At 65.0% G+C, this 12340-nt stretch carries 13 protein-coding genes; 5 read left to right on the plus strand and 8 right to left on the minus strand.

The window, feature by feature from the left end:
- From tsaE to R2N11_RS05330, 3 genes are read left to right on the plus strand one after another with little or no spacing between them, the layout of a single operon-like run.
- On the plus strand, positions 1-579 hold the full coding sequence (gene tsaE / locus R2N11_RS05320; protein WP_199032825.1) for a tRNA (adenosine(37)-N6)-threonylcarbamoyltransferase complex ATPase subunit type 1 TsaE: 579 nt from the start codon (positions 1-3) through the stop codon (positions 577-579).
- Positions 573-2108 carry an N-acetylmuramoyl-L-alanine amidase gene (locus R2N11_RS05325; RefSeq protein WP_316680410.1) on the plus strand — a complete coding sequence of 512 codons (1536 nt, stop codon included), beginning with the start codon at positions 573-575 and terminating at the stop codon, positions 2106-2108. The genes tsaE and R2N11_RS05325 overlap by 7 nt, the downstream gene beginning before the upstream one ends.
- Complete coding sequence (locus R2N11_RS05330; RefSeq protein WP_316680411.1) at positions 2108-2644, plus strand: GNAT family N-acetyltransferase; 537 nt, start codon at positions 2108-2110, stop codon at positions 2642-2644. The genes R2N11_RS05325 and R2N11_RS05330 overlap by 1 nt, the downstream gene beginning before the upstream one ends.
- Here the strand turns inward: R2N11_RS05330 and R2N11_RS05335 are convergent, their stop codons facing one another.
- Positions 2645-3664 (minus strand): bile acid:sodium symporter family protein, encoded by a 1020-nt coding sequence (locus R2N11_RS05335; RefSeq protein ID WP_316680412.1) that lies wholly within the window; start codon positions 3662-3664, stop codon positions 2645-2647. It lies immediately after the preceding gene.
- Between the two features lie 119 nt (positions 3665-3783).
- Here R2N11_RS05335 and R2N11_RS05340 point away from each other — a divergent pair, with 119 nt between their 5' ends.
- Positions 3784-4680 (plus strand): LysR family transcriptional regulator, encoded by an 897-nt coding sequence (locus tag R2N11_RS05340; protein ID WP_316680413.1) that lies wholly within the window; start codon positions 3784-3786, stop codon positions 4678-4680.
- Positions 4681-4689: 9 nt separating this feature from the next.
- Here R2N11_RS05340 and R2N11_RS05345 read toward each other — a convergent pair whose 3' ends face one another.
- From R2N11_RS05345 to R2N11_RS05375, 7 genes are all read right to left on the minus strand, one after another.
- Positions 4690-5448, minus strand: coding sequence for a 3-hydroxyacyl-CoA dehydrogenase (locus R2N11_RS05345; protein WP_199033025.1), 759 nt, complete (start codon positions 5446-5448; stop codon positions 4690-4692).
- A gap of 159 nt (positions 5449-5607) precedes the next feature.
- Complete coding sequence (gene adk, locus R2N11_RS05350; RefSeq protein ID WP_199033024.1) at positions 5608-6276, minus strand: adenylate kinase; 669 nt, start codon at positions 6274-6276, stop codon at positions 5608-5610.
- Between the two features lie 337 nt (positions 6277-6613).
- Positions 6614-7420, minus strand: coding sequence for a 3-deoxy-manno-octulosonate cytidylyltransferase (gene kdsB / locus R2N11_RS05355; RefSeq protein ID WP_316680414.1), 807 nt, complete (start codon positions 7418-7420; stop codon positions 6614-6616).
- Positions 7421-7437: 17 nt separating this feature from the next.
- Positions 7438-7626 carry a Trm112 family protein gene (locus tag R2N11_RS05360; protein ID WP_004631803.1) on the minus strand — a complete coding sequence of 63 codons (189 nt, stop codon included), beginning with the start codon at positions 7624-7626 and terminating at the stop codon, positions 7438-7440.
- A gap of 61 nt (positions 7627-7687) precedes the next feature.
- Positions 7688-8737, minus strand: a complete 1050-nt coding sequence (gene lpxK / locus R2N11_RS05365; protein WP_316680415.1) for a tetraacyldisaccharide 4'-kinase — start codon at positions 8735-8737, stop codon at positions 7688-7690.
- A gap of 15 nt (positions 8738-8752) precedes the next feature.
- Complete coding sequence (locus tag R2N11_RS05370; RefSeq protein WP_316680416.1) at positions 8753-9184, minus strand: ExbD/TolR family protein; 432 nt, start codon at positions 9182-9184, stop codon at positions 8753-8755.
- Between the two features lie 27 nt (positions 9185-9211).
- Positions 9212-9832, minus strand: coding sequence for a MotA/TolQ/ExbB proton channel family protein (locus R2N11_RS05375; protein WP_199028423.1), 621 nt, complete (start codon positions 9830-9832; stop codon positions 9212-9214).
- Positions 9833-10932: 1100 nt separating this feature from the next.
- Between R2N11_RS05375 and xseA the strand changes: the two genes are divergently transcribed.
- Positions 10933-12339 (plus strand): exodeoxyribonuclease VII large subunit, encoded by a 1407-nt coding sequence (gene xseA / locus R2N11_RS05380; protein ID WP_316680417.1) that lies wholly within the window; start codon positions 10933-10935, stop codon positions 12337-12339.
- The last annotated feature ends 1 nt before the right edge of the window (position 12340 follow it).

Genomic DNA, 12340 nt, shown 5'->3' on the forward strand with positions numbered 1-12340 from the left:
ATGCCTACTGTGCCCCCTGTTGCCACACCCGCTGGTCTGAACTCACCGCTTGCCGAGCGCACCGTGCCGCTTGTCGACGAGGCGGCCACTTCGGCCTTCGGAGCGGCGCTCGCTCAGGCCGTGCTGGCGCTGGGTCCGCGGCCCGTGCAGGTGCAACTCTCAGGCGATCTGGGGGCGGGCAAGACTACGCTGTCGCGCGCCATCCTGCGCGGCCTGGGCCATACCGGGCGCGTGCGCAGCCCCACCTATACCCTGGTTGAGCCGTATGACGTGACGGGAACCACCGGCACACAGAAGGTCTATCACTTCGACCTGTACCGCTTTGCCGACCCCGAAGAATGGACCGACGCCGGCTTTCGCGATTGCTTTGCCGAACCCGCGCTGTGCCTGGTCGAATGGCCCGAGAAGGCACAGGCGTTGCTCGGTACGCCCGATCTTCATATCGCTTTGGCCGTTGACGTTGTGCACGAAACCTACGATGACGGCGTTGAACATGCACCGCGCCTGGCCCATCTGAGTGCTTGCACGCAGACCGGCCTTCAACTCTTACAGTCGTTGCAACCTCTGCCCCCATGCTGATCAAGCATCTGCCGACCGATCAACCGGACGATTCCACCCTGCCGAGCCACGCCCGCAGGCAATGGCTCACGCGCATGGCCAAGGCTGGTGCGGGAACCGTCATCCTCAGCCTGGCCGGCACGCAGATCGCACGCGGCGCCAACATCGTGGCGGTGCGCGTGTGGCCGGCGGAGGACTACACGCGCGTGACCATCGAATCCGACGTTGCGCTCAAGGCCACGCACCAGCTCATCAAGGATCCGGACCGCCTGATGGTCGATGTCGAGGGGCTGGATCTGAACCCGACCTTGCGCGAGCTGGTTGCCAAGATCACGCCGAACGATCCGTACATCCGCCAGGTGCGCGTGGGCCAGAACCGGCCCAGCGTGGTGCGCCTGGTGTTTGACCTGAAGGAAAGCGTCAACCCGCAGGTCTTTACGCTGCTGCCGATTGCCGGCTATCGCAACCGGCTGGTGTTCGACCTGTACCCGACCAACCCGCCCGATCCGCTGATGCAGCTCGTGCAGGCGACCGAAAGCAAGCAGGAGCGCTTTGCTGCCTCGGGCGGCACGCCGGTGCCGCAGTCGTCCGCGGCGGACGACGATGATCCGATTGCCGCGTTGGCCCGCCGTGAGAGCAGAGGGGGGGTGACTGCGCCCGCCGTGCCGCCGGTGACCGACTCGCGCCCGACGATTGCCAGCCGCCCGCCACCGGTCAAGACGCCGCCCGTGAAACCCGCGACGCCGCCATCGACGCTTGCCAATGCGCCGATGACACCGCCGCTGGAGATCGTGCCCGAGCAGCCCGTGCCGCGTGCGCCGGCAGGCGGCACGCGCATGCGCCGCCTGCTGACCGTCGCCATCGACCCCGGTCATGGCGGCGAAGACCCAGGCGCCACTGGTGCTGCGGGCACGCATGAGAAAGACGTGGTGCTGTCGATTGCCCGCATGCTCAAGGCCAAGATCGACGCCCAGCCCAACATGCGCGCCATGATGACGCGCGATTCAGACTACTTTGTCCCGCTGGGCGTGCGCGTGCAGAAGGCACGGCGCGTGCAGGCCGACCTGTTCGTCTCCATCCACGCCGATGCATTCGTCACGCCGGAAGCGCGCGGGGCGTCCGTGTTTGCGCTCTCTGACCGTGGTGCCTCCAGCGCGCAAGCCAAGTGGCTCGCCAACAAGGAGAACGCCGCGGACATGATTGGCGGCGCCAACCTGGGCTCGAAGGACGCACAGGTCACGCGCGTGCTGCTGGATCTCTCGACCACCGCGCAGATCAGCGACAGCATGAAGGTCGGCAAGGCCGTGCTGGAGCAGATTGGCGGCATCAACCGCCTGCACAAGGGGGCCGTCGAGCAGGCCGGGTTTGCGGTGCTCAAGGCGCCGGATATTCCGTCGATCCTGGTTGAGACGGCCTTCATCTCCAACCCGGAAGAAGAGGCCAAGCTCAACGATCTGGGCCATCAGAATCAACTGGCTGACGCGATCCTGCGCGGCATCCGCGCGTACTTCGCCAAGAACCCGCCGCTGTCGCACAACTCGGGCGTCTGATGGCCGAAGTCATCTTGCGCCAAGGCAGTGCGGCCGATGCGGACACCATCGCCAGCATCCATACGCGGAGCTGGCAGAGCGCGTATCGTGGGCTCGGCATCCTGACGGACGCCTACCTCGATGGCGCGGTGCAGGCCGACATGCAGACGAAGTGGCACGAGCGCATGATGGCTCCTGCTGCCGGCCAGCACGTCTGGTGTGTCGATCTCGATGGTCAGACCATCGGATTCCTCTGCGTACTGCTGCATGACGACACGCCGTGGGGCGCGCTCGTCGACAACCTCCACCTACTGCCCGCCGCACGCGGCCACGGCGTCGGCAAGCGATTGATGGGCGAAGCTGCCCGCTGGGCCGCAGCCCAAGGTGTCGCGCAACTCCATCTGCTGGTGTACGAGGTGAACACCGCCGCAATCGGCTTCTATGAAGCCCTGGGTGGTGTGCCGGTCAGCCGCGATTGGCTGGAGACGGCCGATGGCGGGCATGCGTGGGTGCACACCTACCACTGGCCGGAAACGACGGGCTTGATGGCCCTGTGACTACGCCGGGCGGCTGGCCGGTGCGCCAGCATTGGCTTCGGTATGCGCCATGCGATCCGCATATTTGCGCGCCAGCGCCGAGCACACGATCAACTGCAACTGGTGATAGATCATGGTCGGCAGCACGATCAGGCCCAGGGCGGGGTTGCCGGCAAACAGGATCTTCGCCATCGGAATGCCGTTGGCCAGGCTCTTCTTGGAGCCGCAGAACACGGCAGTAATCTCATCGGGCAAGCCAAAGCCCGCGCGCCGCGAGAGCCACGTCGTCGCGCCCAGCACGACGAACAGCAGTGCGCCGCTCATGACCGCCACGGCCACGATGGTTTCCCACGGATACTTCGACCAAACGCCCGCGTGTGTCGAATCGGCAAACGAGTTGAACACGATCAGCAGGATCACCACGCGGTCCACCTTGTTGATGATCGCCTTGTACTTGGTGATGAGTCCGCCGATCACCGGGCGCAGCAACTGGCCCAGCACGAACGGCAGCAGCAGTTGCTCGGCCACGCCCAGCAGCGCCTTGCCCACCGACAGTTCCGCGCCCGAGGCCTGGATCACGAAACTCATCAGCAGCGGTGTGGCAATCATGCCGATCAGGCCAGAGATGGTGGCGTTGAAAATCGCGGCCGGCACGTTGCCCTTGGCCATCGCCGTCATCGCCACTGACGACGACACGGTAGACGGCAGCGCGCACAGGTAGAACACGCCCAGCAGCAGCTCGGCCGGGATGAACGGCTTGCACACAAACAGGATCACGGCGCCGATCAGCGGGAACAGGATGAACGTGCAGCTCTGCACGAACAGGTGCAGGCGCCAGTTGCGCGCGCCTTCAACGATCTTCTCGCGCGAGAGTGCCGCGCCGTGCAGGAAGAACACCAGCGACACGCCAACGATGGTGACGACATCCAGGTGCAGCGGGCCGTCGCTGGCGCCCAGGCTGGGGAAGAACACGGCCAGCGCAACCATCACCAGCATGGCCTGGATGAACCCATCAATACGAGATAACAGCGGAATCTTCATGTGCGTGCATCATCACCATTGCGTGACGGTGCGGGTTGGAGTGGGGGATAGGCGCTATTGCACAACATCCCTATCTAGAATACAAATGCATTGATCGAATCAATTCATACGGCTTCGGCATGAATGTGACCCTGCGGCAGTTGCGCGTCTTTCTGGCGGTGGCACGTGCGCACAGCTTCAGTCGCGCGGGCGACACAATCGGCCTGACGCAGCCGGCTGTCAGCCGCTCGATCTCGGAACTGGAGGGCGAGCTGGGCCTGAAGCTGCTCGACCGTACCACGCGCGAAGTGGTGCTGACGGAAGTGGGGCGCTCACTGGCAACCGCGCTCGATCGCTTGGTTGCTGATCTGGATGACACGCTGCATCAGGCGCGCCAAGTGGGTGAGCAGCGGCGCGGGCGCGTGGTGGTGGCGTCCAGCCCGACGGTGTCGACGCGTTTGATGCCGCTGTACGTGGCGGAATGCGCGGCGCGCTACCCGGACATCCGCATGATCGTGCGTGATTCGGTGCAGGTCGATACGCTGCAATTGATTCGCACGGGCGGGGCGGATTTCGGTGTGGTGGTGGAGCCGCTGGATACCGAAGGCCTGTGGACGGAGCCGCTACTGACCGACCCGTTCTGCCTCGTTTGCCGCCGTGACCATCCATTTGCCCAGCGCAGCAGCGTGCGCTGGAAAGATCTGCACCGCGCGCCGGTCGTGCTACTCGATCACGCGTCGGGTAGCCGCCCACTGATCGATCGCATCTTTTTGCGCCACGGTGTGCAGCCCGATGTGGCGCAAGAGATGGGGCATAGCAGTGCCGTGTTTGGCATGGTGGATGCCGGCATTGGCGCGGGCGTGGTGCCGGCGCTGTCGTTGCCGCTGCCGTCGTCGTCGCAACTGGTGTCGGTGCCGCTCACACCCAAGGAGACGCGTGGCATTGTGTTGGCGCGCCGGCATGACCGGTCGCTCTCACCGGCGGCGGAGGCGGCGTGGCAGATGATTCGCCGGATGGCACTGCCGGCCGCCGCTTGATCGCGCTGCTTACTTCGGTTGCATGCGAATGGCGCCATCCAGGCGGATGGTCTCGCCGTTGAGCATCGGGTTCTCGATGATGGCGCGTGCAAGCTGTGCATATTCCGCCGGCTTACCCAGGCGCGGCGGGAACGGCACCATCTTGCCCAGCGCATCCTGCACCTCGGCAGGCATGCCCAGCAGCATCGGTGTCTCGAAGATGCCAGGTGCAATCGTCATCACGCGGATGCCATCGCGCGACAGATCACGTGCGATCGCCAGCGTCATCGCCACCACGCCGCCCTTGGACGCCGCGTAGGCCGCCTGCCCGATCTGCCCATCGAACGCCGCCACCGAGGCTGTGTTGATGATCACGCCGCGCTCGCCGCCGGCATTGGGCGTGTTGCTGGCCATGGCCGTCGCCGCCAGCCGGATCATGTTGAACGTGCCGATCAGGTTGATGTTGATCACGCGAGCGAACTGGTCCAGCGGATGCGGCCCCGTCTTGCCCACCGTGCGCGACGCCGTGGCGATGCCCGCGCAGTTCACCAGCCCGCGCAGCGTGCCCAGCGACGTGGCCGCGTCGACCACGGCCTGCCCATCGGCTTCCGATGCGACATCGCAGCGCACGAAGCGCCCACCCAATTCCTGCGCCAGCGCATTGCCCGCCGCTTCGTTCAGGTCTGCAATCACCACCTTGCCGCCGGCTTCTGCCAGCGTACGTGCCGTGCCGGCACCCAGTCCCGATGCCCCGCCAGTGACGATGAATACCTGGTCGCGAATCTCCATGTCGTGTCTCCTTGGTTGTGGTCTGTGTGTTACTTGACGTTTACGTTCGCGTCAATTTCAGCGTCATATGGTAGCGCGAAGCGGCGGGTGACCGCGCAAAAAAAAACGGCGCCTCGTTCATGAGGCGCCGTTTTCATGGGCGGGGTCCGTGGGGTGCGTTCAGTCCTGCAGCGCACCGAACGCGCGGATGGTGATCTCATCCACGCTACCCACACCGGCGATCTTGCGATACTTCGGCGGTGCCACCTTGGCGGTGTCGTTGCCGTTGGCAGCCCACTGCGAGTAGTAATCCACCAGCGGACGCGTCTGGTTTTCATACACGTCCAGGCGCTTGCGTACGGTTTCTTCCTTATCGTCGTCGCGCTGGATCAGCGGTTCGCCGGTGACATCGTCCACACCGTCGGTCTTGGGCGGGTTGTACTTGACGTGGTACGTGCGGCCCGATGCGACGTGCACGCGGCGCCCGCTCATGCGCTCGATGATGGCGTCAAACGGCACGTCGATTTCCAGCACGTAGTCGATCGGCACGCCGGCATCCTTCATGGCTTCCGCTTGCGGGATGGTGCGCGGGAAGCCGTCGAACAGGTAGCCGTTCTTGCAGTCGGGCTGCTGCAGGCGGTCTTTCACCAAGCCGATGATGATGTCGTCCGACACCAGGCCGCCAGCGTCCATCACTTTCTTGGCTTCGATACCCAGCGGGGTGCCGGCCTTGACTGCAGCGCGCAGCATATCGCCGGTAGAGATCTGCGGAATGCCGAACTTCTCGCAGATGAATTTGGCTTGCGTACCTTTGCCGGCGCCGGGCGCGCCCAACAGAATCAACCGCATGGTGACGAGTTCCTCAAGTTTTCGAATCTTGTCGCGCTGTCAGGCAACGTGAAGCGCGTTGGGAATCGGTCCGAGAGGGCGGATTCCCAAAACGCCTAATGCGCGCCTGATCGACACAAACAGGCAGCCTAGCGGGCGAAATTGACGCCAGCCTTACCGGGACACTGGATGGAACAGGCGCTCGCCGGACGGCGGCACCGATGGCTCGATTTGTCTCCCTGCAGCCGCTGAGGCACCTTGCGTGGGCGCCAGCATGCGACTTGTCGTCCTCGCGATTATGCCATGCCAGCGCCGGGGTTTCGGCGTGGCGGCTGCAAGTTCCGCGAAATCTATGCTTTCAGGGGCCGTCCTGGGCCAGCAGTTCACTCCAGGCGGCGCGCACGCGGGCGAGGTCTTCCGGCGTGTCGACACCAGCGGCCGGGGCGTCATCCGTGGTCAGCACGGCGATGCGCTCGCCGTGCCACATGGCGCGCAACTGCTCGAGCTGCTCGGTTTGTTCGAGCGGCGCGGCAGCCAGTTGCGGGAAGCGGCGCAGGAAGCCAGCGCGATAGGCGTAGATGCCAATATGGCGCAGCACGGGCATGGCGGGCAGCGGGCGCTCAGCGGTGGGTTGCGCCAGCACGGCGGACGTCCAGGTATCACGTGCCCAGGGCAGCGGGGCGCGCGAGAACAGCAGCGCACGCTCGGCGGCATCCAGTACGACCTTGACGACGTTCGGGTTGAACACGTCAGCGGCGTCGTGGATCGGGTGGGCAGCGGTGGCGATGGCGCAGTCCGGGTGGTCGCGCAGGTGGGCGGCCACGTTGTCGATCAGCGTCGGGGCGATCAGCGGCTCGTCGCCTTGCACGTTGACGACGATGGCGTCATCGGGCAACCCCAGCACGGTGGCCACTTCGGCCAGGCGGTCGGTGCCGGAGGCGTGGTCGGCGCGGGTGAGTACGGCTTCTACGTGGTGCTGCATGCAGGCATCGGCGACCGACGCTGCATCGGTGGCGACCACCACGCGCGCGGCGGACGACTGATGCGCGCGCTCGGCCACACGCACCACCATCGGCTTGCCGTCGATGTCGGCCAGCGGTTTGTTAGGCAATCGCGTGGATGCCAGCCGCGCGGGAATGACGGCGATGAACGGTGCGTGCGACATGGCGGGTAGCCTTCGCGTCAGGCCGGATCGACCGGCGTGCCTTCCACGGTCTGGCGGGCTTCGTCAGCCAGCATGACGGGGATGCCGTCGCGGATCGGGTAGGCCAGCTTGTCGACGTGGCAGATCAGTTCGTTGTTGGCGCGGTCGTGTTGCAGCGTGCCCTTGCACAGCGGGCAGACGAGGATTTCCAGCAGGCGATTGTCCATGACAGTAGAGGCTCCATGGCAGCGCCTGAGCGGCGCTCCGGTACAGCGGATGAGGGGTGAGTTATTTTGCGCCCGCTTTGGCGGTTGCGCGATCGGCCAGGGCGCGTACGCGCTGGCAGACCTGTTCGACCAGCGCCGTGTCGACCACCGGCGTGGTCGGCACCACCCAGATGCGCGGGTCGTCGAGATGCCCGCATTTTACGGCATCCTTTTCGGTGATCAGGATCACCTCGGCGTGGCTGTCGGCGAACGGGTTGTTCGCGAAGTCGTAGTGATCGGGCAGCGGCAGGGTGCTGGGCTTGAGGCCCTCGGCGCGCAGCGAGGCGAAAAAGCGCTCGGGGTTGCCGATGCCGGCGGCGGCCAGCAGTTGCTCGCCTTCAACGCGTGCGAACTGGGCGAGCGGGCGGCGCAGCGCCGGGTCGGCCAGGTTGTAGGCGTCCTGCAGCGCGAGATGCATGCCGAAGATATTCGGGCGGTCGGGCGTGGCGCGGTAGTTCGGGTCGTTGATCAGTGTGGCGTCGCGCTTGCGCGTCATCGGTTCGCGCAGGGGGCCGGCGGGCAGCAGGAAACCGTTACCGCCCATACGCGCATCGAACACGATGATTTCGATGTCGCGGCGCAGGCGGTAGTGCTGCAGGCCATCGTCGCACACGATGACATTGCAGCCGGGGTGCGAGGCCAGCAGCGTTTGCGCGCACAGCACGCGATCGGGGAACACCCACACGGGCAGGTCGGTGGCGCGGGCGATGAGCAGGGGTTCGTCGCCCACGTCTTCCGCGCGCGAGTGCTCGCGCACCGGGCGCGGGTGCTTGAGCTGCGCGCCGTAGCCACGCGAGACGATGCCCGGGCGCATGCCGGCATCGGCCAGCGCTGATGCCAGCGCAATCACGGCGGGTGTCTTGCCCGCACCACCCACGGTGACGTTGCCGACCACCACCACCGGCATCGGCAGGCGCACCGAGCGCATCCAGCCCAGGCGGAACAGCAGCCGGCGCAGTGCGCTCACGCCGCCAAACAGCCACGAGAGCGGCCACATCACCCACGCGAACCAGCCCCGTTGCTGCCATTGGCGGGTGACGAAGCTGGCGAGACGGTGCTGGGCGACGGGCATGTCGTGCGTGTGGGTTTAGCGGGAGGCGTTGCCGGTTTGCGTAGCGAAGGTCAGGTGCGACAGGCCAGCCACGCGCGCGGCTTCCATCACGTTCACCACGGCCTGGTGCGCGGCTTGCGCGTCGGCGTTGACGACGACGATGGGTTCGCGGCCGCCAGCCTTGTCTGCGGCAGCGCGCAGTGCATCGGCCAGGCTGGTCACATCACGCGTGTCGAGCACTTGTTTGTCCACAGAGTAGACGCCGTTGGCGGTGACGGACACGACGATCTGTCCTGGGCGCTCGGTTGCCTTTTCGGCGTCGGCAGTCGGCAGGTTGACCTTTAGTTCGGTATAGCGGGAATACGTGGTCGTGATCATCAGGAAGATGAGGATCACGAGCAGCACGTCGATCAGCGGGATCAGGTTGATCTCCGGCTCTTCGCGAGCGTGGCGCGGGCGGAAGCGCATGGCGTTCTCAGGAATGCGTTGCCCGGATCAACCGCGCCGCGGCGGCAGGATCGCGTCGAGGTACATGGTCGACAGGTGCTCCAGCTCGGCAACGTAGTTATCCACCACGCCACGGAAGTAGCGCCAGAAGATCAGCGTCGGGATGGCTACGACCAGGCCCAGCGCCGTGTTGTACAGGGCCACCGAGATACCGTGTGCCAGGGTTTGCGGATTGGTGCCCGCAGCGCTCTGGCTGCCGAAAATCTCGATCATGCCGACCACGGTGCCGAACAGGCCCATCAGCGGCGCCACCGAGGCGATGGTGCCGAGCGCGTTCAGGTAGCGCTCCAGGCGATGGGCGACATTCTGGCCGGCTTCTTCCACCACTTCCTTGGCGGCATCGCGCGTGGTGTTGGGGTGCAGCACCACGTGACGCAGCGCGGCAGCCAGCAGGCGGCCCAGCGGCGAGCCCTGTTCCAGCGTGTTCACCACTTCCGGTGTGGCCTTGCGTTGGTGCGCGACGGCCAGCGCCTCGTCATAGACCTTGGGCGGAATGATCTTCTTGCGCTGCAAGGCGACGAAGCGTTCGATGATGAGCGCGAGGGCGAGCACCGAGGCGATCAACAGCGGCCAGATCGGCCAGCCGGCGGCTTGAATGATGGAAAACACTGGACAACCCGTTTTGTCGTTGTGGAAGGAATTTGATTCAGGACGCCGATTCGCGGTGCATTTGGCGCCCTGACTGCCGTTCATGCCGTCCGCGTCCCCGAACGCGGTCCGTTGCGGCAAAAACAGGCGCCACTCTAGCGCGTCGGACCTGCCTCGGCAACACGATGGCGTACCGTAGCGACAGGCGCCTCTGACAGTCAAAGGGTCGTCACAGAATTCAGTGCGCGGACAATCCACAACGAAGCGGGACAGTCTTGTGGACGGGTTGTGGACAGTGTCAGAACAAGCAAGCTAAGTGCTTGATGTGAAAGGATGTTCGGTGCGCTGCTTAAAAAACATGCAATGGGTGTTTCTGTGGCCAATTCATGCGCAAAACGTCTGACGGCCCTTGAAACTGGCGAGTAATCCACACCGCGGCGGGACAGTTGTGTGGACGGGTTGTGGACATTCCCAGAACAAGCGCGCTAAGTACTTGATATGAAAGGGCGTCCGATGCCGTGCTCAAGAATTGTGCAGCCGGGGTTTCTGTGCGGATTTTGGGAAAATTCCGGGCGTGGCCCGCAAAACCGGCGGGAAATCCACAACGAAGCGGGACAGTCTTGTGGACGGGTTGTGGACATTGCTCGGACAAGCACCTTAAGTGATTGATTAAAAAGGGTGTTCGGTGCGCCGCTTAAAAAATGGGCAGTAAGGTTTTCCACGAAAGAACAGGGGTGCAAGCGCCGGACATGTGAGAATCGGCGGCCGATTTATCCACTGCCCAGGCGTCACATTCGGGTTTTCCAGCGCAGCTGTGGATAACTTTGTGAACATCCTCGGGAGCCCTGCGCTAAATGCTTGACGCAGAACGAAATTACTTGCGCTGCTGAATTTTTAACACGAGCAGATTTTTCATAAAAATCAAAGGGTTGCGTCAAAATGCCGAGAACGCGTCACGTAACGTCTGTCAAGCTTGACAAGGGCGTTATGCTGTGGACAGGTAGCCCGATAGACGCGAAATCCCTCCCTCATTCAAGGTAGAAGTTGCCCCGAAGCCCCATCGCATTGCGCCGCCACGACCACTTATGACCACGCCACCGTCTTCCCGCCGACCTTTCTGGATGGATGCTCCCGCCGCTGCGCCGAGTGCATCAAAGGCCACTCAAGAGACTCCGGCATCGCCTGCGCCGGCGCGGAGCGGGCAGGATGTATTGACCGTCAGCGAGGTCAACCGGCGGATTGCCGGGTTGCTTGAACGCAACTTTCCGCTGGGCTGGGTGCGCGGTGAAATCTCCAACTTCACGCGCGCGGCCAGCGGCCACTGGTATTTCTCGCTCAAGGATGCCGGCGCGCAGATCCGCTGCGTGATGTTCAAGGGCCGAAACCAGTACGCCGATTTCACCCCGCGCGAAGGCGAGGCCGTGGAGGTGCGCGCGCTGGTCACGATGTACGAGGCGCGCGGTGAGCTGCAACTGAGCGTAGAGGGCATCCGTCGTGCCGGGCTGGGCAATCTGTACGAAGCCTTCCTGCGACTGAAGGCCGCGCTGGAGGCGCAAGGCTTATTTGACCCCGAGCGCAAGCGGCCGCTCCCGCGCCACCCCCGCGCGATCGGTGTTGTGACGTCGTTGCAGGCGGCAGCCTTGCGCGATGTGCTGACCACGCTGCGCCGTCGCGCGCCACATGTGCCTGTGATCGTCTATCCGGTGCCGGTGCAGGGTGCAGGCGCCTCCGAGCGCATAGCTGCCATGCTCGATACGGTCAATGCCCGCGCAGAAGTCGATGTCGTCATCCTGTGCCGGGGCGGCGGCAGCATTGAAGACCTGTGGGCCTTCAACGAAGAGCTGGTCGCACGCGCGGTGGCCGCTTCCGGGATTCCTATCGTGGCGGGCGTCGGGCACGAGACGGATGTGACGATCGTCGATTTTGTGGCCGATGTGCGCGCACCCACGCCCACCGGTGCCGCAGAACTCGTCAGCCCCGACCGTGCTCGCATGCTGCGCGACGTGGTGCGTGACTGGGATGCGCTCTCAGCGCAGTTTCGTCGCCAGCTTGACCGCCGCGCCCAGACCGTCGATTGGCTCGCGCGCCGCCTGCGTAGCCCGCAGGCGCAGATGCGCGAGCGCCGCACGCAGCTGTCGCATCTGGAGGGGCGCCTGCGCTTTGCCCTGACCGGCCGCGTGCAGCGTGCCGAGCACGTGCAGCGCCTGCTCGCCATGCGCCTGGCGGCCGCCCGCCCAGACGTCTCCCGCCAGCGCGCTGTGCTGCAACAGGCCGAAGCTGCGCTGGCACGCGCCATGCGTGACACGTTGGCCCGGTCGCAGGAGCGCTTGGCGCGGCAGCACGCCGGCCTGGAGCTGCTGGCACCGCAGCGCACACTGGAGCGCGGCTACGCGGTGCTGCTCGACGCGAAGGGTCACGCCATCCGTGATCCGAACGCGTTGCATGCCCGGGCACGCATCGAGGCACGGTTGGCGCAGGGCGCGGTCGACATCGAGATCGCCCAGGTGCAGCCCAAGCTCGATATGTGAC

The organism is Ralstonia flaminis (assembly GCF_958415495.1).
In the GTDB taxonomy this organism is placed as follows: Bacteria; Pseudomonadota; Gammaproteobacteria; order Burkholderiales; family Burkholderiaceae; genus Ralstonia; species Ralstonia flaminis.